17 protein-coding genes are annotated in these 21,074 nt (G+C 70.4%); 10 read left to right on the plus strand and 7 right to left on the minus strand.

Annotated elements, in window-relative coordinates:
• Positions 1-973: 973 nt before the first annotated feature.
• From ASG48_RS11440 to ASG48_RS11460, 5 genes are all read left to right on the plus strand, one after another.
• Positions 974-2,662 (plus strand): MHYT domain-containing protein, encoded by a 1,689-nt coding sequence (locus ASG48_RS11440; protein WP_082529424.1) that lies wholly within the window; start codon positions 974-976, stop codon positions 2,660-2,662.
• 26 nt (positions 2,663-2,688) lie between these two features.
• On the plus strand, positions 2,689-3,177 hold the full coding sequence (locus ASG48_RS11445; protein ID WP_055849785.1) for a cupin domain-containing protein: 489 nt from the start codon (positions 2,689-2,691) through the stop codon (positions 3,175-3,177).
• Positions 3,178-3,283: 106 nt separating this feature from the next.
• The gene (locus ASG48_RS11450) at positions 3,284-3,526 is read left to right on the plus strand and encodes a hypothetical protein (RefSeq protein ID WP_055849787.1); all 243 of its coding nucleotides are present in this window, start codon (positions 3,284-3,286) and stop codon (positions 3,524-3,526) included.
• 147 nt (positions 3,527-3,673) lie between these two features.
• Positions 3,674-5,632, plus strand: a complete 1,959-nt coding sequence (locus ASG48_RS11455) for an AI-2E family transporter (RefSeq protein WP_244486887.1) — start codon at positions 3,674-3,676, stop codon at positions 5,630-5,632.
• 40 nt (positions 5,633-5,672) lie between these two features.
• Positions 5,673-6,089 (plus strand): CBS domain-containing protein, encoded by a 417-nt coding sequence (locus ASG48_RS11460; RefSeq protein ID WP_055850579.1) that lies wholly within the window; start codon positions 5,673-5,675, stop codon positions 6,087-6,089.
• 78 nt (positions 6,090-6,167) lie between these two features.
• Here ASG48_RS11460 and ASG48_RS11465 read toward each other — a convergent pair whose 3' ends face one another.
• From ASG48_RS11465 to ASG48_RS11475, 3 genes are read right to left on the minus strand one after another with little or no spacing between them, the layout of a single operon-like run.
• Positions 6,168-6,776, minus strand: a complete 609-nt coding sequence (locus ASG48_RS11465) for a hypothetical protein (RefSeq protein ID WP_055849790.1) — start codon at positions 6,774-6,776, stop codon at positions 6,168-6,170.
• Complete coding sequence (locus ASG48_RS11470) at positions 6,773-7,165, minus strand: response regulator (protein WP_055849792.1); 393 nt, start codon at positions 7,163-7,165, stop codon at positions 6,773-6,775. Before ASG48_RS11470 ends, ASG48_RS11465 begins: the two co-directional genes overlap by 4 nt.
• Positions 7,162-10,521, minus strand: coding sequence for a response regulator (locus ASG48_RS11475; protein WP_055849794.1), 3,360 nt, complete (start codon positions 10,519-10,521; stop codon positions 7,162-7,164). The genes ASG48_RS11470 and ASG48_RS11475 overlap by 4 nt, the downstream gene beginning before the upstream one ends.
• Positions 10,522-10,676: 155 nt before the next feature.
• On the opposite strand from ASG48_RS11475, the gene ASG48_RS11480 reads away from it, so the two are divergent.
• The 5 genes from ASG48_RS11480 (at position 10,677) to ASG48_RS11500 (ending at position 16,559) form a co-directional block, all read left to right on the plus strand.
• Entirely contained in the window at positions 10,677-12,449 is a 1,773-nt protein-coding gene (locus ASG48_RS11480) for an SLC13 family permease (RefSeq protein ID WP_055849796.1), read from the plus strand.
• A gap of 160 nt (positions 12,450-12,609) precedes the next feature.
• Positions 12,610-13,476: a fumarylacetoacetate hydrolase family protein gene (locus ASG48_RS11485; RefSeq protein WP_055849798.1), complete on the plus strand. Its 867-nt coding sequence runs from the start codon at positions 12,610-12,612 to the stop codon at positions 13,474-13,476.
• Positions 13,446-14,207 (plus strand): SDR family NAD(P)-dependent oxidoreductase, encoded by a 762-nt coding sequence (locus ASG48_RS11490; protein ID WP_055849800.1) that lies wholly within the window; start codon positions 13,446-13,448, stop codon positions 14,205-14,207. Before ASG48_RS11485 ends, ASG48_RS11490 begins: the two co-directional genes overlap by 31 nt.
• A gap of 34 nt (positions 14,208-14,241) precedes the next feature.
• Positions 14,242-15,036 carry an IclR family transcriptional regulator gene (locus ASG48_RS11495; RefSeq protein WP_082529460.1) on the plus strand — a complete coding sequence of 265 codons (795 nt, stop codon included), beginning with the start codon at positions 14,242-14,244 and terminating at the stop codon, positions 15,034-15,036.
• A gap of 353 nt (positions 15,037-15,389) precedes the next feature.
• Positions 15,390-16,559: a GGDEF domain-containing protein gene (locus tag ASG48_RS11500; RefSeq protein WP_156381575.1), complete on the plus strand. Its 1,170-nt coding sequence runs from the start codon at positions 15,390-15,392 to the stop codon at positions 16,557-16,559.
• Positions 16,560-16,624: 65 nt separating this feature from the next.
• On the opposite strand, the gene ASG48_RS11505 is transcribed toward ASG48_RS11500, so the two are convergent.
• The 4 genes from ASG48_RS11505 to ASG48_RS11520 form a co-directional block, all read right to left on the minus strand.
• Positions 16,625-17,392, minus strand: a complete 768-nt coding sequence (locus tag ASG48_RS11505) for a hypothetical protein (RefSeq protein ID WP_055849805.1) — start codon at positions 17,390-17,392, stop codon at positions 16,625-16,627.
• A gap of 261 nt (positions 17,393-17,653) precedes the next feature.
• On the minus strand, positions 17,654-19,210 hold the full coding sequence (guaA, locus tag ASG48_RS11510; protein ID WP_055849807.1) for a glutamine-hydrolyzing GMP synthase: 1,557 nt from the start codon (positions 19,208-19,210) through the stop codon (positions 17,654-17,656).
• Positions 19,211-19,300: 90 nt separating this feature from the next.
• Complete coding sequence (locus ASG48_RS11515; RefSeq protein ID WP_055849809.1) at positions 19,301-19,750, minus strand: TspO/MBR family protein; 450 nt, start codon at positions 19,748-19,750, stop codon at positions 19,301-19,303.
• A complete protein-coding gene (locus ASG48_RS11520; protein ID WP_055849813.1) occupies positions 19,747-21,048 on the minus strand; it encodes an RsmB/NOP family class I SAM-dependent RNA methyltransferase in 1,302 nt (433 codons plus the stop codon). Before ASG48_RS11520 ends, ASG48_RS11515 begins: the two co-directional genes overlap by 4 nt.
• Positions 21,049-21,074 lie beyond the last annotated feature (26 nt).

Here is a 21,074-nt window from a genome sequence, read left to right on the forward strand (position 1 = left end):
CCAGCCGCAAAGCCAACCAAGCCCTCAATCCAGATCCATCCGCCCTGCATCCAGCCCACCTCACGGCAAACCAGACCAGAGCTCGTACACTCTCATACCGAAACGTGCGACAACCGGTTCATCTCTCCGGGATACCCCCAGAAGTCCAAAGGATAGGACCCCCAAAAGCCCCGAGCAGACCATTCCGCCGCCCACGCTTCTCTTTCTTCTCAATATCCAATTGTCAAACAACACGGGAGTGTCACCACCCACGCCGGATCAGCGGCAATACTTCGCCACTCCCCGTAAGAGGCCCATCACGAGCAACTCTCTAGAAAACCACAAACGATGGAGGCGCAGATGCCGACCGCCCCGGAACCTTCGTTCCCAGCCAGTCAATCCGGCGACCCCAGGGCCGCCCCGGCGCCACCGCCGTCGTCGATGAGCGGCTTATAGGACCCACCAACCAAACCTGTCAACACAGACGTCGCAAAAATGTCGAGAAAAACGACGGATCGGAAAAACGTCGAGACAAGCCAACAGGTTGCAGGACCGGAGCGTGGGATGGGCGCCGGGCTCCGGGCCGCCTCCGGACCAAGGAGGGCGCATGGCCTCCTCCNCAACACAGACGTCGCAAAAATGTCGAGAAAAACGACGGATCGGAAAAACGTCGAGACAAGCCAACAGGTTGCAGGACCGGAGCGTGGGATGGGCGCCGAGCTCCGGGCCGCCTCCGGACCAAGGAGGGCGCATGGCCTCCTCCGGCGCCCGTCCGGCTCCCCTCCCCCCGGGCGTTCCGACCGGCATGGATGCCTTTCGCAGCGTCCTCCTCTCGTCGCCCTCGTCGCGCATGCCGTCGTGGTGCGGTTCCGAAACCGGGACGGCGGCCCGTTGGAAACGCCGGCACGAACCGGATATGGTCGAAGAAGCGGCGTCCGGGACTGTGCGGGGAACTCCCCGGAGGCCTCGCATCTGAAGGGGGACCGACGCCAGCATGCACCCTATGGCGCACCATCCGCTGTTCATCCTGCTCTCGCTCGGCGTCGCCGTCCTGGGTTCGTGGACGGCGCTCGATCTTCTGCGCCGCGTCGCCGGGAATTTCGGGCGCGCGCGGCTCGGCTGGCTGGCGGCGGCCTCGCTCGTCATGGGCCTCAGCATCTGGTCGATGCATTTCGTCGCCATGCTCGGCTTCGATCCGGGCTCGGCGGTCGCCTACGATCCCTGGCTGACGGCCCTGTCGCTGCTTCTGGCCATCGGCTCGACGGCGGGGGCCTTCTTCTTCGCCTCCGCCGAGACAGTGTCGACGCCGCGCGTGGTGGCAGCCGGCATCGTGATGGGCGGCGGCATCTGCCTCATGCACTACACGGGCATGGCGGCGCTGCGCACGGCCGTCTCGCTCGGCTATGACGGGCGCCTCGTGGCGGCCTCGTTCCTCCTTTCGGTCATCGCCTCGATCGGGGCCCTCTTCGCCGCGCGACGCCAGCATTCGCTGGGCTCGCAGGCGCTCGCCGCCACGATGCTCGGCTTCGCCGTGGTCGGGATGCACTATACGGCGATGGCCGCCCTGCGGCTGACGCCTGCGGCGGACGCGCCCGCCTCCGCGGCGACGCCGCCTTACGCGCTCGCCGTGGCGGTGGCGGCTGCGACCGCGCTCATCCTCTTCGTGGCGCTGATGGCAGCCCTCCATGACGAGCGGGGAAACCTGCAGGCGGCGCTCGCGGCGGGCGGGGTGGGCTACTGGGAGCTCGACCTGCGCAGTTTCACGCTCCACATCTCCGACACCGGCAAGGCGATCTTCGGCCTTGGGGCCGCCGACGATCTCACCTTCGAGAAGGCGCTCGAGCGCATCGCGCCGGAGAGCCGCGAGCAGCGCGCCCGGGCCATGGCCGAGGCGATCCGCTCCGGGACCGACTACGACGTGGAATATCCGCTCGCCGAGGCCGGCCGCTGGGTGAACGCCCGCGGGCGCACGCTGAAGGCCCGCTCGGGGCGGCCGCGCCGCATGGTCGGCGTCGTCATCGACGTGACCGAACGCCATCAGGCGATGACACGCATCATCGAGAGCGAGCAGCGCCAGCGCCTGCTCATCGACGAGCTGAACCATCGCGTGAAGAACACGCTCGCCACCGTCCAGTCGATCTCGCGCCAGACGGCCAAGCGCGCCGAGAGCCCGGCCGCCTTCAACCGCGACTTCGAGGCGCGGCTCCTGGCGCTCTCCTCCACCCACAACGCGCTGACGCGCGGCGGCTGGGAGGGGGCGAGCCTGCGGGAGATCGTGGACGGGGAACTGCGCCCCTACGCGCAGTCGCAGGTGAGCCTGTCGGGCGAGGACGTCGTCCTCAAGGCGCGCGAGGCGCTGGCGCTCGGCATGGTGGTGCACGAACTGGCGACGAACGCGGCCAAGCATGGCGCGCTGTCGCTCGCCGCGGGGCGGCTCAGCCTTTCCTGGCGCTGCGAGGCCTTCCAGGAGTCCCGCGCCCTCGTTCTGGACTGGGTCGAAGAGGGGCGCCCGATCCTGCAGGCGCCGACCGCGCGGGGCTTCGGTTCGCGCCTCATCCATGCCAGCATCGAGCAGGAACTCGGCGGCGTCCTGCATCTGGACTATGCGCCGAGCGGCCTGAAGGCCCGCCTCCTCGTGCCGCTGGCGGGCGCCCGGCCCCAGGCCATGGCGGCGGTGGCCTGATGCGGGGCGCGACAGGGAGAGACGACATGAGCGACGACACCACGGCGCAAACGACGGAGCCGCGCTGGAAACACGACGGCGTGCGCGTCGTCCCCGGCGACAGGCTCGACGCCAACACGCCGCAGACGCCGGGCATGCTCCGGCAGGCGGCGATCGACCATGCGCGGGTGGGGGCGCAGAAGCTCTGGGCGGGCACGGTGCGCATCGATCCCGACGCCAAGACCGGCGTGCATCATCACGGCAGCCTGGAAAGCGTGATCTACGTCGTCAGCGGCCGGGCGCGCATGCGCTGGGGAGATCGGCTGGAATTCGTCGCCGAGGCGGGGCCCGGCGACTTCATCTTCGTGCCGCCCTACGTGCCGCACCAGGAGATCAACGCCAATCCGGACGAGCCGCTGATGTGCGTGCTCGTGCGCTCGGACAACGAGGCGGTGGTGGTGAACATCACGGATATCGAGCCGGTGGAGACCCCGCAGACCGTGCCCTGGATCGACCCGACGCACCGCCATCCCTGATCCGCCCCTGATCCGCGAGCCTCCGTGCCCCCGGGGCCACGCGCGGTCGCCGAGACAGGGCGGGCCGGCCCGGCTATGACGGGGCTCGACAGCGAAGGAAGACCCGATGCCGGCCAAGACCTATTTCATCGCGCAAGGGTTCCAGAAGAGCGGGCGCAAGCTCGTGCCCGTGTCGCCCAACCAGTTCCGCACGGCCGAACAGGCCGTGGCGCGCGCCGGGCGCGACGGCGAGCGCTATGCGGGCGCGGTCGCCTTCCAGCAGATCGCCGACGAGGAGACGGGCGAACTCCTGGAGGAGCCGACGATCCTGGCCCGCTTCGGCGAACTGCCGGCCGAATTCGGCAGCTGAAGGCGCGGGCGACGGCCGAACCCGCCGGCGCGGCATCGAAAAATCGGCGATTGGCGACGCGATGACGAAGGCGAGGCCTATCCCCTTTCTCCGCCGCCGGACTATCTGCGCAGGAAGGGGCGAATTTTAAGGCCTTCGGAGAGCTTCGTGGACATCGTCTCATCCCAGATGCTGCGGCGCGCGCTGCCGCTTTATACCGCGCTCGCCGTGTCGATGCTGGTTCTGATCTTCGCGGTCATCCTCTATTTCGGCCGCGAAATCTTCGTTCCCTTCGCGCTGGCCATCCTCCTCTCGTTCGCGCTCGCGCCCATCGTCAACGCGCTGCAGCGCATGAAACTGCCGCAGGGGGCGGCGATCGCCGGCGCGGTCGTGGCCGCCGTCGTCGTCATCGGCATCGTGGGCATGGTCGTCGCCAACCAGCTGGCCTCGCTGGCCGGCGAGCTGCCGGCCTACCGCACGACGATGCAGGAGAAGATCCGCACGCTCGCCAGCGCCTCGGACGGCACGGGGCCCATGGGCCGCGCCTTCCAGACCATCCAGGAACTCGCCACCGATTTCGAGACGCTCGGCAGCAACGAACGCGTGCAGGATGCGCGCGAGGCGGCCAAGCCGACGCTCGTCACGCTCGACAACGGTTCGGGCGGCACGCTCGCCACCATCTCCACCATCGTCTCGCCGCTCCTGCATCCGCTGGCGATGGTGGGCATCGTCCTCATCTTCGCCTGCTTCATCCTGGCGCAGCGCGAGGACCTGCGGAACCGCTTCATCCGCCTCGCGGGCACCGACGACCTGCAGCAGACGACCGCCGCCATCGACGACGCCGCACGGCGCCTCTCGCGCCTTCTCCTCACGCAGCTCGCCGTCAACACGCTCTTCGGCATCGTCATCGGCACCGGCCTCTGGTTCATCGGCGTGCCGAGCCCCTATCTCTGGGGCATCCTCGCCGGCATCCTGCGCTTCGTGCCCTATGTCGGCGCGATCATCGGCGCGGCCTTCCCGCTGGCGCTCGCCTTCGCCGTCGATCCCGGCTGGTCGATGGTGATCTGGACCGCGGTGCTCTTCCTGGCGGTCGAGCCGATCCTCGGCCATGTCATCGAGCCGCTTCTCTACGGTCACACGAGCGGGCTCTCGCCGATCGCGGTGATCCTGGCAGCGGCGATCTGGGCCTTTCTCTGGGGTCCGGTCGGGCTCGTCCTGGCGACGCCGCTGACGATCTGCCTCGTCGTCATGGGCCGCTACGTGCCGCGCCTGTCGACGATCGACGTCATCTTCGGCGACCGGCCGGCACTGTCTCCGGCGCAGATCTTCTACCAGCGCATGCTGACGGGCTCCTCGCGCGAGGCGGCCGAGCAGGCCAACGCCTTCCTGCGCGAGCGCGCGCTCGCCACCTATTACGACGAGGTGGCGCTGGAGGGGCTGCGCCTCGCCCACGAGGACGTGGCGCGCTTCGCCGTCACCGGCCCGCGCCTCGAAATGCTGCGCGGCTCGACCCTCGATCTCGTGCACCGGCTCGACCGGCAGGCGAGCCCGCTGCCGCGCGGCGGCAAGCTCAACGCGGAGGCGGCGGCCGCCGTCGACGCGGCCGGGCCCGACAAGGAAGTGGCGCGCATCGTCAAGCGCCGCGACGAGCTGGCGCCCGCCTTCCGCAGCGATGCGCCCGTCGTGTGCGTCGCCGGCGTCAGCGAGCTCGACGAGCCGCTGACGGAGATGCTGCGGCAGGTCGTGGAGAAGCACGGGCTCGGCGCGCGCATGACGACCTGGAAGGCGCTGCGCGAGCGCCGGCCGACGCGCGAGGACGCCAAGGGCGTCGCGCTCGTGGTCCTCTCCTTCCTCGAACCCTTGAGCGTCCTGCATCTGCGCGCCGCCGTGCGCGAGGCCCATCGCATCGCGCCGGGCGCCAAGATCGTCATCGGCATCTGGCGCGAGCGCGACAGCCAGATGGTCGGCGACCTGCGGCGCAAGGTGCATGCCGATGCGCTGGTGACGACCTTCAACGAGGCGCTGGACGCGATCCTGCGCCTGTCGACGATCGACGGCACGAAGGGCCGGCTGGAGACGGTCGAGGCGCGGACCGGCGAGAACGCCAGCGCCTCGATCGCCGCATGACCGCAGGCCCCCTCCCCTCGCTCGACAGGACAAGACCGGCATGAAGGTCTCTGAGATCATGAGCCGCTTCGTCGACTTCGCCGCGCCCGAGGATTCGGCCAAGGCGCTGGCCGAGCTGATGGGCGATCTCGACGTGGGCGCGGTGCCCGTGGGCACGGCCGAGGAGCCGCTCGGCGTCGTCACCGACCGCGACATCCTCTACCGGGTCGTGGCGCGCGGCCTCGATCCGGCGACGACGCCGGCGCGCGACATCCTCTCGACGCCGCTCATCGCCTGTTCGCCCGACGACGATCTCGATGCGGCGATGGACCTGATGGCGGCCCACCACATCCGCCGCCTCGCCGTGCGCGAACGCGACGGCGCGATGGTCGGCTGGGTGACCCTGTCCGACCTCTCGCGCAAGCTGCTTCTGGAGACGAAGACGGTGGAGACGGCGCTGCGCGAGCTCTCGGCCTGAGCGCTCGCAGCCGACAGTGCGGCGGCGGCCGGTCCATGGCCGTGCCCACCGACCGGACTCCTGCCCGGGCGGCGCCGCCTAAGTCCTGAACCGCCGCGTCAGGCTGCCGACGATCTCGGGGCCGAGCTTGAGCCGGGCCGCCATATAGGCGAGGTGCAGGCGCGCCAGATCCGTGCGGCGCGGCTGCACGACGAGCGCCACGGCATAGGCCTGGCCCGACAGGCCCGCCGAGACGGCCGAGTCCAAAAGCGGGGCCAGCGCCGCGGGCCTTGCCATCGCGGTTTCGAACGCTGCGATCTGGCGGTCCTCGGCGCCGGCCTTGCGCAGCCGCTCCGCCGCCTGGAGCCGCGCGGCCGCGTTCGTCTCGCCGACGGCCACGAGCGCGCCGGCCGCGACCCCCATGAGGATGGCGGAATGGACCTCGCCGTAATGGCCGAGATTGAGGACGAGCGGCGAGGAGGTCTGGAAACGGTTGTCGAGATGGGCGCCGAGGAGCTTGGCCGCGAGACGCTCCTCCAGAAGCGCGCGGCGGGCCTGCGCGGGATTGCGCAGCGAGGCGGGCGCCCTGGCGGCCGCGCCCTCCTTCGGGACCGGATCGGAAAAGCGCAGCGCCTCGAGTTCGGCGACATGGCCGTCCCGCGGGCCCGCCTCGTTGGCGGCCCTTCGCCAGAGCCACTCGAAGCTCACGAGGGCGTCGCCTCCGCGGCCGCACCCGCCGGCAGCAGCGCGTCGATCTGGGCGAGCAGCTTGGAGAAGTCCACCGGCTTGGCGTGATAGTCGTCGCATCCGGCCGCCAGCGTCTTCTCGCGGTCGCCCGACATGGCGTGCGCCGTCAGCGCGATGATCGGCATGCGCGGCATGGACGTGTCGGCGCGCATCGTGCGCGCGGCGGTCCAGCCGTCCATCACGGGCAGGTTCATATCCAGCAGCACGATGTCGGGATTGGAGGCGCGCGCCTTGTCGACCCCGTCCTGGCCGTCATGGGCGAGAATGACCTCGAAGCCGCGACGCTTCAGCCGGCGCGACAGGAAATCCCAGATCTCTTCGTGGTCTTCCACGAGCAGGATGCGGGTCATGAAAGCGGTTCCACTTCTTGGTCTGGTGCCCGGAGGGAGGGGATCGGGGGATCGCCGACCTCCCCTCGTTCGACGATAACGCGGATCTCGGCCGCAAGGTCCTTCAGCGCCACCTCGCCCTTCGACAGGATCTGGTCGGCATCGGACTGGAGGCGGCGCCACTCGTCGGCGGTGAGATCCTTGGAGGTGAGGACGACGACGGGGATCGTGCGCCATTCGGGGTTGGCCCGCAGCGCCTGCAGGAACTCGAACCCGTTCATGACGGGCATGACGAGGTCGAGCAGGATGAGGGTCGGGATGCGTTCGGCGACGCGCTCGAGGCCGATCCGGCCGTTGGGCGCGGTGACGACGGGCAGGTTCTCGCGCATCATCATCGTGGAGAAGCGCGCCAGCGTGTCAGCGTCGTCGTCGATGGCCAGAACCAGCGCGTCGGCATCGGCGCGGTAGCGCGACATGACGCGTTTCAGGCGGTCCCATTCGACGGGCTTCAGGAGATAGTCCGAGGCGCCGAGCGCGTAGCCGAGATTGTGCTCGTCGATGACGGTGATCATCACCACGGGAATGCCCGCCAGCACCGGATCGGCCTTCAGCTCGGTCAGCACCGCCCAGCCGTCCATGCGCGGCATGGTCACGTCGAGGATGATGACGTTCGGCCGGATGGCGCGCGCCATCTCCAGGCCCGAGACGCCGTCGGACGCCGTGCGCACGGCGAAGCCCTCGCGCGACAGGAAGCGCGTGACGAGCTCGCGCGCGTTCGGGTCGTCGTCGATGGCGAGCACCAGCCCGGCCGACTGGCCCTTCGAGCCGTCGGGCAGGTGCTTGATCTCCTCGTCCACCTTCGGCTCGGCCACGTCGGCGGGAATGCGGATGGTGAAGATCGACCCCTCGCCCTCGTGCGAGCGCACGCCGATATCGCCGCCCAGAAGCCCGCAGAAGGCCTTGGTGATGGCGAGGCCGAGCCCCGTGCCGCCGAACTTGCGCGTCGTGGAGGCGTCGGCCTGCGTGAAGCGCTGGAACAGCTTCTCCACCTGTTCGGGCGTCATGCCGATGCCCGTGTCGCTGACCTCGAAGGTCAGCCAGTCGCGGCCGTCGTCCGGCGCGCGGCGGGCCTTCAGCGTCACCTTGCCGTTCTCGGTGAATTTCGAGGCGTTGGAGAGAAGGTTGATGAGGCACTGGCGCAGCTTGACCTGGTCGGTATGGGCCGAGCCCAGATTCGCGCCGAGATCGAGCACGAGCTCGTTGTTCTTCTTGTCGAGGAGCGAGCCGACGGTCGAGGCGACCTCGCGCGCGACGTCCTCCACGGCGAAGGTCTCGGCATAGAGGTCCATGCGCTCGGCCTCGATCTTGGAGAGATCGAGCACGTCGTTGATGAGCGACAGGAGATGGCGGGCGTTGCCCTCGATCTTCTTCAGGTCGGCCAGGAGATGGGCCTCGCCCAGATCCTCGACCTCCTCCTCCAGCATCTCGGCATAGCCGATGACGGCCGAGAGCGGCGTGCGCAGCTCGTGGCTCATATTGGCGATGAACTGGCTCTTGGCGCGGTTGGCGTTCTCGGCCGCTTCCTTCGCGGCCTCCAGCTCCTGCTCCACGGCGCGCTGGCGCGTGACGTCGGTGTTGGTGCCGAACCAGCGCACGATCTGCCCGTCCGTGTCGCGGATGGGCGTCGCCTGCGAGAGGAACCAGCGGAAGGTGCCGTCGGCGCCGCGCAGCGGGAACGTGTCCTCCCAGACGTCGCCGTCCGACAGCGACCGGTCGAAATTATCCTCCACGCGCTTGCCGTGGTCGGGATGCTGCACGTCGCGCCAGCCGCGGCCGCGCATCTCCTCCAGGGTCTTGCCGGTATAGTCGAACCAGCGCTTGTTGTACCAGAAGATGCTGCCGTCCGGATCGGCCATCCAGGCCAGCTGCGGGATGTTGTCGGCCAGCGTCTCGAACTGCGCGCCCGTCTCGCCGAGCTTCTGCTGCATGGCCTTGAGGTCGGTCACGTCCGTATGGGTGCCGACCCATTCGGACACCTCGCCCGCGTCGTCGAGGATCGGCACGGCGCGCACCGACATGGCGCGCCACTCGCCGTCGTGCCGGCGCAGGCGGTGCTGGACGTTGTAGACCTTGCGCTCGGCGAGGGCCGCCGACCAGAGGCGCATGGTCATCTCGCGGTCGTCGGGATGCACGGCCTCGATCCAGCCGGTGCCCAGATGCTCGTCCGCGCTCTGGCCGGTGAACTCCATCCAGCCCGGCTGCGGCGCGGAGAAGCGCCCGTTCGGCGGCGCGGCCCAGACGATCGAGGTGGAGGCCTCGACCAGCGAGCGGAAGCGCAGTTCCGTATGGCGCAGGCGGCGCTCGGCCTGCTTGCGCCGCGTTGTCTCGATGAGGACGAGGCCGACGCCCCGTTCGCGCCCCGGATCCTGCAGGGTCACGGGGAAGGCGTTGAGGATGAGCGAGCGGCGCTCCGCGTCCGGCCGGTCGGCGAAGAGGTCGATGTCGAGGCTGGAATGGGTGCGCCCCTGCGCGATCACGCTGCGCAGGAGCGGCTCGATGGCTGCGCGCGCGCCGTCGTCCACCGCCCAGAGCGGCACGCCGGCGGAGTCGCGCGCGATGGCGTCGAACGCGGCGTTCGAGCGGAAGGGGCGCAGCGAGGCGTCGAGGAAGCCGATGGCCACGGGCGCGTTCTCCAGGAGCCCCTCCATCAGTTCGGTCGTGGCGCGGCTCTCCTTCTGGCGCCGCCAGGCGAGGAGCGACATCCACAGCGCGAGCGCCACCATGGTGGCGAAGGCGATGGCCTGGATGACGCTCGTGCGCCGCGTCTCGGCCGCGATTCTCGCGATCTCGCCGTTGGCTTCCGCGATCACCTCACGCGCCCGGTCGCGCAGCGCGTCCATGATGCGCTTGCCGTCGCCCTGGCGCACGGTCTCGGCCGCGGTCTCGAACCCGTCGGCCCGGCGCTGGTCGATGCCGTCGGCGGCGAAGGCGACCTGCTCCTTGGCGTATTGGAGGACGGCGGAGAAGGCGTCCGAGGGCGGACCGCTGCGCGCCTGCACGTCCTGGAGGACGACGAGGTCGTCGGGAAAGGTCTGGATCGCGGTGCGATAGGGCGCGAGGAAGCTCTCGTCGCCGCTGATGACATAGCCGCGATGGGCGCTCTGGATCGTCGTGACGGTGGAGACGAGACGCTGGACGGAGGCCACCAGCTCGTTCTGGTCGCGCGTCTGGCGCCCCTTGGACCAGACGTCGAACACGGTCCAGGCGAAGACGAGGATCGTCAGGACGAGGAAGGCCCCGGCGACCAGCGGACGGCGCGACTGCCGTTCGACGAATGAGCCGCTATTGCCGCCCTGCGGGCGCGCACCATCATGCATGTCGAAGAGGGCCTTTCCAGAACCGGACGTTCACGGGGCGAACACGCCCGCGTGCGGATAAGGTGGACCCGTTTCGTTCGACGAGAAGAGCTTCACCCGCGTCGGGGCGCATCTATTTCTTCTTCCGCCTTCCTTTCTCCCCGGACCGGATCTTCATGACCCTCGACCAAGCGCTCGCCTTCGCCCTCGTCGCGCTGACGGTGGCCGCCTTCGTCTGGGGTCGCCTGCCCTACGACCTCGTGGCGCTCGCCTCGCTCGCCACCGGCTTCGCGATCGGGATCGTGCCGGCCGACCGGGTCTTCGCCGGCTTTGCCGACGACGTCGTCGTCATCGTCGCCTCCGCCCTCGTCATCAGCGCGGCGGTGGCGCGCTCCGGCATCGTGGAGGACGCGATGCGCCCGCTCCTGCCGCACATGAAGACGGCCAGGACCCAGGTGCCCATCCTGGTCGGCGCGACGATGCTGATGTCGATGGTGACCAAGAATATCGGCGCGCTCGCCATCTTCATGCCGGTCGCCGCCCAGGTCGCCAAGCGCTCGCAGACCTCGATCTCGCGCCTCCTGATGCCGATGGCCTTCGCCTCGCTGATCGGCGGGCTCGTCACCCTCGTCGGCACCTCGCCCAACATCATCGTCTCGAAGATCCGCGTCGACGTGTCGGGCGAGCCCTTCCGCATGTTCGACTACGCGCCGGTCGGTCTCGTCATCGCCTTCGTCGGCTTCGTCTTCCTGTCCTTCGGCTCCGGGCTCCTGCCCAAGCGCAAGCCCGGCGGCTCGCTCGGCGCCTCCTTCGCGCTCGACGCCTACACGGCCGAGGCGCTGGTGCCGGACGGCTCGCCCTTCGCCGGCCAGAGCGTCGCCGCGCTGGAGACCATGGCCGACCGCACGATCCAGGTGCGCTTCGTCCTGCGCGAGCGCTTCCGCCGGCTCATCCCCTCGCCGGACCTCGTGCTGCAGGCCGGCGACCACCTCCTCCTCGGCGGCGAGCCCGAGGACCTCGAACGCGCCGTGCAGCGGGCCGGCCTTCGCCTGTCGGGCACGGAAGGCGTTCCGGTGGCGGACGTGGAGAGCGAGAGCGTGGTGGAGGGCGTCGTCACGCCGCAGTCGCCGGCCATCGGAAAGACGCCGGCGGGCCTTGCGATGCAGGATCGCCACGGCGTCACGCTGCTCGCGGTCAGCCGCGGCGGCCTGCCCATCGGCCAGCGCCTCTCCTCCCTGAAGCTGCGCGCCGGCGACGTCGTGGTGCTGAAGGGCACCGCCGAGAGCGTGCCGGAGGCGCTCGCCGCGCTCAAGGTCCTGCCGCTCGCCGAGCGCCAGATCGTGCTCGGCCGCTCGCGCCGCAGCTTCCTGCCGATCGCCATCCTCGGCATCGCCATGGCGATGACGGCGCTCGGCATCGTCAGCGCCGCCATGGCCTTCTTCGGCACGGCGGTGATCCTCCTCCTCCTGCGCGTGATGAGCATGACGGAGGCCTATCACACGGTGGAAGCCTCGGTGATCGTGCTGCTCGCCGCCCTCATCCCCGTCTCGGAGGCGATCCAGACGACGGGCGGCACCGACCTCATCGCCCATTGGCTGTCGCCCCTCCTGTCGGGCCTGCCGCCGGCCGGCGCGCTCGCGGTCGTCATCCTCATCGCCATGGCGGTGACGCCCTTCCTCAACAATGCCGCGACCGTGCTCATGCTCGCGCCGATCGCCGCCTCGATCGCCATCGACCTGAAGATGAATCCCGACCCGTTCCTGATGGGCGTGGCGCTCGGGGCGGCCTGCGACTTCCTCACGCCCATCGGTCACCAGTGCAACACGATCGTCATGGCGCCCGGCGGCTACCGCTTCGGCGACTACTGGCGTCTCGGCCTGCCGCTCTCGGTCCTCGTCGTCGTCGTCGGCACGCCGATGATCGCGCTCGTCTGGCCGTTCTTCCAGTAGCGGCAGGAACCGCCGCGATCGGGCGCGCCTGCCGAGGCCCTGCAGCGCGTTGACGCGCTGCCGTCCCATTTGCTAGCCTTTCGTCTCAACATATGGGACGGACGATGGCGCCCTCGACCGTCCGTGCCCCTCATCGGCGGCGCCGCAGGGAGCGAACGGCATGAAACTCTTGCGTTACGGGCCGCGTGGTTCGGAAAAGCCCGGCCTGATGGCCGCCGACGGCACGATCCGGGATCTCTCCGGCCATATCGCCGACGTGACGCCCGAGGCGCTGTCGCGCGCCGAACTCGACAGGCTCGCCGCCCTCGACCCCATGAGCCTGCCGAAGGTTGAGGGCACGCCCCGGCTCGGCGTCCCAGTGGCCGGCATCGGCAAGATCGTGGCGATCGGCCTCAACTATGCCGACCATGCCAAGGAATCGAACCTTCCGATCCCCTCCGAGCCGGTCATGTTCATGAAGGCGCTGTCGAGCCTCACCGGCCCGAACGACGAGGTCATGCTGCCCAGGGATTCGGTCCATTCGGACTGGGAGGTCGAGCTCGGCGTCGTGATCGGGCGCACCGCGCGCTATGTCGAGGAGGCCGACGCGCTCGACCACGTGGCGGGCTTCACCATCGTCAACGACGTGTCCGAGCGCTTCAACCAGAAGGAGCGCGGCTCGCAATGGTCGAAGGGCAAGGGCCACGACACGTTCGCGCCGACCGGCCCCTGGCTGGTGACGACGGACGAGATCGCCGACTGCCAGGCGCTCGACATGAGCCTCGACCTCAACGGCCGGCGCATGCAGACCGGCAACACGAAGACGATGATCTTCCCTGTCGCCGAGCTCATCGCCTATGTCAGCCGCTTCGTCACGCTCCTGCCGGGCGACCTCGTCATCACCGGCACGCCTCCGGGCGTCGGCGACGGCATGAAGCCGCCGCTCTTCCTGAAGGCGGGCGACCGGATGGACCTGTCGATCGCGGGCCTGGGCACCCAGTCGCAGGCCGTCGTCGAATGGCGCCGCCTGCCCGAGGACGCGCGGTGACGGCCGCGCGCTTCGAGGGTCAGGTCGCCATCGTCACGGGCGGGGCGGCCGGCATCGGCCGCGCCTGCGCCGAGCGGATGACGGCCGAGGGCGCCACGGTCGTCGTCTGGGACGTGTCGCAGGAGGCGCTGGACGGCGCGTCCTTCGCCGCCCACCGCGCCCGGGTGGACCAGTCGGACGAGGCCGGCGTCGAGGCGGCGACGCGCGCGGTGATGGAGCGCTTCGGGCGGATCGACGTCCTCGTCGTCTCGGCCGGCATCACGGGTCCGAATGTCGAGGTGAAGGACTATCCGGCCGACGCCTGGCGCCGGGTGATGGAGGTCAACGTCAACGGCACCTTCTACTGCAACAAGGCGGTGGTGCCGACGATGGTCGCGCAGGGCTACGGGCGCATCGTCAACATCGCCTCCGTCGCCGGCAAGGAGGGCAATCCGAACGCCTCGGCCTATTCGGCCTCCAAGGCCGCCGTCATCGGCCTCACCAAGTCGCTCGGCAAGGAGCTCGCCCGCACCGGCGTCACCGCCAATGCCGTCTCGCCGGCCGCGGTGAAGACGGCGATCTTCGAGCAGATGTCGCAGACCCATATCGACTACATGCTCTCGAAGATCCCGATGGGCCGCTTCGGCACGGTGGAGGAGAACGCCTCCGCCATCCTCTGGCTCGCCAGCCGCGAGGCGTCCTTCACCACCGCCTCGGTGATCGACACGTCCGGCGGACGGGCGACCTACTGACGGCGCGGCGCCGGGCCGCCCGAAAGGCATGGCGATGAGAGAGGACGACAGGGAGCCGGCAGGCGAGCCCTCGCCGGCCGCGGGCCCGGCAGGGGCGCAGACGCTGCTGCGCGGGCTCGCCGTCCTCGAGGCGGTGGGCGAGGGCCGCAGCGGCCTTGCCGCCATCGCCGCCTTTCTCGGCCTCTCGCGCTCCACCACCCACCGCCTCGCCTCGGCGCTGGTGGAGGCGCGCTATCTCGTCTTCGACCCCGCGCACGGCTATCGGCTCGGCCCCAAGCTTCTCTCGCTGGGAGACCGCGCCAAGGCGCAGCGGCCGCTCGTGCAGGTGGCCCGCCCCATTCTCGAGCGCCTCGCCGAGGAGACGGAGGACACGGTGCATCTGGGCGAGCGCGAGGGCCTGTTCGCGGTCTATCTCGACAAGGTGCCGGGCCGGCGCCGCGTCGAGATCCGCTCCAAGATCGGCGAGCGCCAGCCGCTCGCCTCCACGGGCCTCGGCAAGGCGCTGATCTTCGACGCCTCGCCCGACGTCTGGGCGAGGGCCTGCGCCGCCGCCCCGCCGGCCGACGGCGCCGGCGCCTGGGGCGAGCGCATGCGCGCCTATGCCGAGAACGGCGTCGCCTTCGATCTCGAGGAGAACGAGGACCGCATCCGCTGCGTCGCCGCCCCCGTGCGCGACGCCTCGGGCGCGATCGTCGCCGCGATCAGCCTGACGGGCGCGGCGCATTACATGGACGACGCGCGCCTGCGCGCGCTCGCCGCGCGCGTCGCCGCCGCCGCCGCCGAGATCGGCGCGGCCCTCGGCTGGCGGGGCGACGCAGCCCCGCGGTGACGGCGCCAGGAACGCCACGGACCACCGGCGCGACAAGCGGGTTAGCCGTGACGATAAATATCCCGTGACCTGCGGCCTTGACCTCGCCTGACGCCGCCCCATGCCGATGGGCCCGTCCCGGGAAGCCGCTCCATCCCGTCGAGCCCCGCCGGACCGCCTGTGCGCCGGGCCTTGCGCCCCCTCCGGGCCGCGGGGGCGGCAAGACCGCGACGATCCGCTGAGCGCCCGCGCGATCCGTCCCGCGCCGCGGCAGGCGCCCGGCCCCGGCCCGGCCTTTACCGAATCATGAAGGTTTGCGGACTATCGAAATTCATCGCGAAGAGGACGAGTGACCGGTCGACGGGGCGGAATCCATGGCGTTGCATGTCGATCTGCAGACCCTCTACTATCTCGTCATCGGCCTTCTCTGCCTTGTCGCGGGGATGACATTTCGAGAGCGGGCCGCGTTTCCCCGGCGCGCGCGCGCGATCGAGGCCTGGGCCGGCGGCTCGGCCATCCTCGCCATCAGCTGCATCACCATCGCCTGCCGCGAGTTCCTGCCCGTGCGCCTCGGCTCGGCAACGTCGAGCGTCATGTCGGCGGGCGCCTATCTCCTCATCGCCCACGGCGTGGCGCTGCTCGACGGCCGATCCTTCCGCCGCGCCATGATCGCCGGCCTCGTCGCCTTCGCCGCGGGCTGGGCGGTCTGGGGCCCCGGAAACGAGCTCCTGCTCTGGCGCTACTACGGCTCCCTGGGCGTCGCCCTGGCCAATGTCGCCCTCGTCTGGCTGCTGGTCACGAGCGAGGCGCTGCGCGGCCAGCGCTCGCGCAGTCTTTGCATCGCCATCGCCGCCATCCATGCCGGCTTCTATCTCGCGCGCGTCTTCGTCGTGCCCTTCGTCGAACTGGCATACGGCCCGCAGACCCTCGAGATCACCGCCGTCGCCACCCTCTTCGAAGGCTGCCTCTACGCCGTGGCCATGCCGATGACGCTCCTGTCGCTCCTGCGCGAGGAGATCCACGGCCAGCTGCTCACGGCCACGCGCACCGACTTCCTGACCGGCCTCGGCAACCGCCTCTATTTCTTCGAGGAATGCCGGCGCCTCCTGAAGACCGAGGCGCGCCCCGTGGCGCTGCTGGCCTTCGACCTCGACCATTTCAAGTCGATCAACGACCGGCACGGCCATGCGGCCGGCGACGAGGTGCTGAAGCTCTTCGCGAGCGTCGCGCGCGAGGCGCTCGGCCCCGAGGTGACGCTCGCCCGGCTCGGCGGCGAGGAATTCGCGGCCCTCCTCTTCGGCGAGAGGGCACGGGCGGCACGGGCGAGCGCCCAGACGATCTGCGACCGGTTCCAGGTCGCGAGCCTTCTCGACGGCTCGCCGGCGCGCGCGACCGTCAGCATCGGCATCGCGCTCTGCGAGAAGAGGACGCGCGACGCCGACTGCCTGCTCGGCGAGGCGGACAGGGCGCTCTACCGGGCCAAGAGCCTCGGCCGAAATCGCGTCGAGGACAATGCGAAACCGGCGGTGGCGACGGCCGCCTGAAGCGCGGTCCGCGGCCTCGCCCGCCGCCGTCCCGCGCGCGCGGACCGCGATCCGGCCGATCCCCGTCAGGCCGTCGCCGGCACGCCCTGTTCGATCGCCCCGAAGATCGAGCGCCCGCGCGCGTCGCGCATCTCCAGCCGCAGGCTGCGCCCTTCGCCGGACGCCGAAAGGCGCATCTCCACGATCGTGCCCGTCCTCAAGGGTCGCGCGGCCGCGGCGGCGGCGAGGAGGCCGGCGATGTCGAAGGGCGGCGATCCCAGCGGCTCGAAGGCATGGTTGTCGAGGGAGCGCAGCAGGGGCAGGTCGAGCCGGCCGTCGGCGAAGGCGGCATCGAACTCGTCGGGCGTCACCGCCACGGGCGAGAAGCGGCCGGGGCCCTCTCCGGCCGTCCCGGAGGAAAGCATCATCAGGCGGATCGCCTCGGTGGCCGCCGCGCGCGAGGCGTCCATCGGCACGTCGCCGGTCACGACGGCGAGGCCCGGCAGGCCGCTCCCGGCGCCCCTCTCGACCTCCGCCGCGTCGCGCGCGCCGAGGCAGAGGTCGGCCGCGGCCGGCCGGACCTCCCGCGCGTCTGTTTCGGCGTCGACCAGAAGCCGCAGGTAGCTGCGCGGCAGAGGGCCGGCGCAGTCGTGCTCGTGGAAGCGGAAGGACGGCACCGTGTCGAGTTCGAGCGCCGTCGCCAGATCGCCGAGGCGTGGTCCCGCCTCGCTCCAGCGGTCGAGCGCGCCCTGCAGGGTCGGCGCGACCAGAAACGCGTCGGTCGCGCGCGTCAGATCGTGCGAGACGACGACGAGGCGCCCGTCGCGCCCGTGCCTGAGGGAGGCGAGCTTCAAGACGCCCTCCCCTGCCGCAGCCGAGCGGCGCCCCGCCCGCTTCGGCGGATGGCGGCGCCCTGCGGCCGGACGGGCGACGCCGCGCCCGTATCGAAGCCGCGCGAAACGCGGCGTGTCGGGATAGAACGGTTCATTGGACGGCCCTCCCAGATCCGTCCGACGAGCATGGCACCGGGCACCAAGCCCTGTCGAGACGCCGCGATCGAAAGGGCGGCGCGCCGGGCCTGGGCTTCCGCGTCTAGCGAGAGGCCGAAGGCGGGATCATTCCCACTCGATCGTGCCGGGGGGCTTGGACGTGATGTCGTAGACGACCCGGTTGATGCCCTTGACCTCGTTGATGATGCGCGTCGCGGTCTGGCCGAGGAATTCCATGTCGAAGGAGTAGAAGTCGGCCGTCATGCCGTCGACGGAGGTCACCGCGCGCAGGGCGCAGACGAACTCGTAGGTGCGCCCGTCGCCCATCACGCCCACGGTCTGCACCGGCAGGAGCACGGCGAAGGCCTGCCAGATGGCGTCGTAGAGGCCGGCCTTGCGGATCTCGTCGAGATAGATCGCATCCGCCTGGCGCAGGATCTCCAGCTTCTCGCGGGTGATGCCGCCGGGACAGCGGATGGCGAGGCCCGGGCCGGGGAACGGGTGGCGGCCGACGAAGCGCTCGGGCAGGCCGAGTTCCTTGCCGAGGACGCGCACCTCGTCCTTGAAGAGTTCGCGCAAGGGCTCGACGAGCTTCATGTTCATGCGCTCGGGCAGGCCGCCGACATTGTGGTGCGACTTGATCGTCACCGAGGGCCCGCCGGTGAAGGAGACGCTCTCGATCACGTCCGGATAGAGCGTGCCCTGGGCCAGGAACTCGGCACCGCCGATCTTGGCGGCCTCGGCCTCGAAGGTCTCGATGAACAGGCGCCCGATCGTCTTGCGCTTGACCTCCGGGTCGACCTCGCCCTCCAGCGCGCCGATGAAGAGATCCTGCGCCTGAACGTGGACGAGAGGGATGTTGTAGTGATCGCGGAACATGGTCACGACCTCCTCCGCCTCGTTCAGCCGCATCAGGCCGTGATCGACGAAGATGCAGGTGAGCTGGTCGCCGATCGCCTCGTGGATGAGGACGGCCGCGACGGAACTGTCGACGCCGCCCGACAGGCCGCAGATGACGCGGCCCTTGCCGACCTTGGCGCGGATCTCCTCGATGGCCTGCTCCTTGAAGGCGGCCATGGTCCAGTCGCCGGGCAGGCCTGCGATCTTGTGGACGAAGTTGGAGATCAGCCGGGCGCCGTCCGGCGTGTGCACGACCTCGGGATGGAACTGCACGCCGTAGAAGCGGCGCGCCTCGTCGGCGATGGCCGCGAAGGGGGCGCCCGGCGAGGTTCCGACGACGGAAAAGCCCTTGGGCAGCGCGGTGACGCGGTCGCCGTGGCTCATCCAGACCTGATGGCGCGTGCCCTCGGCCCAGATGCCCTCGAAGAGCGGCGAGGCCTTCTGGACCTCGACGAAGGCGCGGCCGAACTCGCGATGCAGGCCGCCCTCGATATGGCCGCCGAGCTGGGCGCACATGGTCTGCTGGCCGTAGCAGATGCCGAGGACCGGAATGCCCGCCTCGAAGATCGCCTGCGGGGCACGCGGCGAATTCTCCTCCGTCGTCGAGGCCGGCGAGCCCGACAGGATCACCGCCTTCGGCGAGAGCCGGGCAAAGCCTTCCGCCGCGAGCTGGAACGGCACGATTTCGGAATAGACGCCGGCCTCGCGCACGCGCCGCGCGATGAGCTGCGTGACCTGGGAGCCGAAGTCGACGATGAGGACGGTGTCGGGATGCGCTGTCATGGCGGACTTCTAGGAAAGTGCGGGACAAATGCAAGGCCGATTCGTTACTCCGGGGCATGGGACGGAGGAACTCTTCGCCATGCCGGCCCGCTAGTTCAGCCGAACGATGGCAAGGTTCAGGAGGCTCGCATAGGCGACCCAGGCCGCATAGGGCACGAAGCACCAGAAGGCGACGGGCTCGCGGGCGCGGGTGGCGGCCAGGAAGCCGAGGATCGCGGCGAGTAGCGCCAGGATGACCGCGAGCGCCAGACCCGGCGCCTGTGCGGTGAAGAACAGCGGCGACCAGGCGAAGTTCAGCGCCATCTGGAGCGCCCAGAGCGCCTTCGGCCGGCTCTCTCCGGTCCGCCAGACGCGCCAGCCGGCGATGGCGATGAGGATGTAGAGCACCGTCCAGGCCGGCGCGAAGACCCAGTCCGGCGGGTTGAACCAGGGCTTGTTCAGCCCTTCGTACCAGCCGCCCGGCACGTTGTTCGCCCCGATCAGCAGGCCGCCGCCGAGCGAGACGAGAAGGAAGAGAAGAAGGGCGCCCCAGCGTTTCACGAGCCGGTCCTTGTCAGGAGAGCGAAGAAGAAGCCGTCCGTGCCGGTGCGGCGCGGCGTCATCGTGAGGACGGAGCCCGTCGCGACCGGCTCGACGAAGATCGCCTCGCGGCCGGCGGGAAAGACGGTCGCAAAGAGAGCCGCCGCGTCGGCGGGCCCGAAGTCCGGCCGGGCCGCGAGAAAGGCCTCGACGCGCGCGGCATTCTCCGCGCGCAGCACCGAACAGGTGATGTAGGCGAGGCGCCCGCCCGGCCGCACGAAGCGCGCGGCGGTGGCGAGCACCTTGTCCTGCTCCTCCATGCGCTTTGCGAGCTGGCCCTGGCTCAGCCGCCACTTGGCGTCCGGCCGCCTGCGCCAGGTGCCGGTGCCGGTGCAGGGCGCGTCGACGAGGACGAGATCCATCGTGCCCTCGAGCGCGGCGATATCCTCGCGCGGCGCGTGGACGATGACGTTCGACGCGCCCGCGCGCGCCAGGCGCTCGTAGATGGGCGCCAGGCGCTGGCGGTCGGCGTCGGTCGCATGCAGGGCGCCGGAATTTTCCATGAGGGCGGAAAGCGCCAGGGTCTTGCCGCCGGCCCCGGCGCAAAGGTCCAGCACCCGCTCGCCGGGCGCGGCGCCCGACAGGAGCGCGGCGATCTGCGAGCCCTCGTCCTGGATCTCGAAGAGGCCGGTCTGGAAGCCGGCCTCCACCTGCACGTTCGGATGGCGTCCCGCCCCCTCGATCGGCGCGATGCGCAGGCCGAGGGGCGACAGGGGCGTCGGTGCCGCCGCGAAGGGCGTGAGCATCGCTTCCACATCGGCGCGCGAGGCCTTCAGCGTGTTCACGCGCAGGTCGAGCGGCGGCCGGTCGCAGAGCGCGGCGGTCTCGGCCACCCAGTCGGCGCCGAGCGCCTCGGCGAGCGGCGCCTCCAGCCAGTCCGGCACATCCGCCCTGACCGGCCCCGGCGCCGCGTCGAGATGGCCGGCGAGGAAGCGGTCGATGACCTCGCGGGGCGGCGGGGGCGGCGCGAACCGGTCGCCTTCGAGCGCTTCGCCGAGCGCCTCGGCCGACAGGCCGCCAGCCTCCAGCGCCGCGCCGTAGACGAGCGCGGCGTGGTCCGGCATGCCCATGCGATGGGCGAGCGAGCGGCGGCGGCGCAGGACGTCGTAGACGAGATTGCCGATGGCCGAGCGGTCGCCCGAACCCGCGAAGCGATGCGAGAGGCCCCAGTCCTTCAGCGCGTCCGCCACGGGGCGGCGGCGGGCGGCCATGTCGTCGAGCACCTCGACGGCCGCGGCGATGCGTCCGCCTAGGCGCATGGGAGAACTCCCCGGCCGGTGGAGCG

The organism is Aurantimonas sp. Leaf443 (assembly GCF_001425575.1).
Taxonomy (GTDB): Bacteria; Pseudomonadota; Alphaproteobacteria; order Rhizobiales; family Rhizobiaceae; genus Leaf443.

Bases quoted from the DNA above. Each gene is read 5' to 3' on its own strand.
- ASG48_RS11450 (WP_055849787.1), top strand. From the start codon at position 3,284: ATGCCGGCCAAGACCTATTTCATCGCGCAAGGGTTCCAGAAGAGCGGG.
- ASG48_RS11475 (WP_055849794.1), bottom strand. From the start codon at position 10,521: ATGCATGATGGTGCGCGCCCGCAGGGCGGCAATAGCGGCTCATTCGTC.
- ASG48_RS11460 (WP_055850579.1), top strand. From the start codon at position 5,673: ATGAAGGTCTCTGAGATCATGAGCCGCTTCGTCGACTTCGCCGCGCCC.
- ASG48_RS11495 (WP_082529460.1), top strand. From the start codon at position 14,242: ATGAGAGAGGACGACAGGGAGCCGGCAGGCGAGCCCTCGCCGGCCGCG.
- ASG48_RS11520 (WP_055849813.1), bottom strand. From the start codon at position 21,048: ATGCGCCTAGGCGGACGCATCGCCGCGGCCGTCGAGGTGCTCGACGAC.
- ASG48_RS11470 (WP_055849792.1), bottom strand. From the start codon at position 7,165: ATGACCCGCATCCTGCTCGTGGAAGACCACGAAGAGATCTGGGATTTC.
- guaA (WP_055849807.1), bottom strand. From the start codon at position 19,210: ATGACAGCGCATCCCGACACCGTCCTCATCGTCGACTTCGGCTCCCAG.
- ASG48_RS11490 (WP_055849800.1), top strand. From the start codon at position 13,446: ATGGCGCCGCCTGCCCGAGGACGCGCGGTGACGGCCGCGCGCTTCGAG.
- ASG48_RS11440 (WP_082529424.1), top strand. From the start codon at position 974: ATGCACCCTATGGCGCACCATCCGCTGTTCATCCTGCTCTCGCTCGGC.
- ASG48_RS11500 (WP_156381575.1), top strand. From the start codon at position 15,390: ATGGCGTTGCATGTCGATCTGCAGACCCTCTACTATCTCGTCATCGGC.
- ASG48_RS11445 (WP_055849785.1), top strand. From the start codon at position 2,689: ATGAGCGACGACACCACGGCGCAAACGACGGAGCCGCGCTGGAAACAC.
- ASG48_RS11480 (WP_055849796.1), top strand. From the start codon at position 10,677: ATGACCCTCGACCAAGCGCTCGCCTTCGCCCTCGTCGCGCTGACGGTG.
- ASG48_RS11485 (WP_055849798.1), top strand. From the start codon at position 12,610: ATGAAACTCTTGCGTTACGGGCCGCGTGGTTCGGAAAAGCCCGGCCTG.